Raw genomic sequence first — 550 nt, 5'->3', positions numbered from 1 at the left:
TAGTCTCGTGGGCTCGGGCTGCAGATAGGCACGGGCGATTTCGTGCGTGCTCAGGCCGCACAGCAGGCGCAGGGTCAATGCGACCCGCGCATCGGCGGGCAACGCCGGGTGGCAGGCGACGAATACCAGCCGCAGCAGGTCATCGCCGATGTCATCCAGATGCTCGGACTGGTCCGCACCCATGGCGTAGTCCTGTTGTTCGTCGATGACCTGTGCCTGCCGCTGTGCATGCAGGTGCCGTTGCCGCAGGCGATCAATGGCACGCCGTTGCGCGGTGGCCATCAGCCAGGCGGCAGGGTTGTCGGGGATGCCTTGCTCCGGCCAATGCTCCAACGCCGCTACCAATGCGTCCTGAGCCAACTCCTCGGCACTGTCGAGGTCACCCAGCATGCGCGCAAGGCGCGCGACCAGGCGTGGCGATTCCATGCGCCATAAGGTGTCGAGCAACCGCTGCAGTTGTGGATCGGTCATAGGCAGCGATCAGAGCATCGTGCTGCGACCGCTGCAAGTGCGAAAAGCATTTTTGTAGGAGCGGCGTCAGCCGCGAAGC

General features: G+C 64.5%; 1 protein-coding gene. It reads right to left on the bottom strand.

Annotated features, from left to right (window positions below):
• On the bottom strand, nt 1-471 hold a 471-nt coding region (locus ABB33_RS17580), incomplete at its 3' end, for a sigma factor (RefSeq protein ID WP_275452957.1).
• Between the last annotated feature and the right edge of the window lie 79 nt (nt 472-550).

The organism is Stenotrophomonas acidaminiphila (assembly GCF_001431595.1).
GTDB classification, from domain to species: Bacteria; Pseudomonadota; Gammaproteobacteria; order Xanthomonadales; family Xanthomonadaceae; genus Stenotrophomonas; species Stenotrophomonas acidaminiphila.
This window is presented reverse-complemented; position numbering and strand designations above follow the sequence as displayed.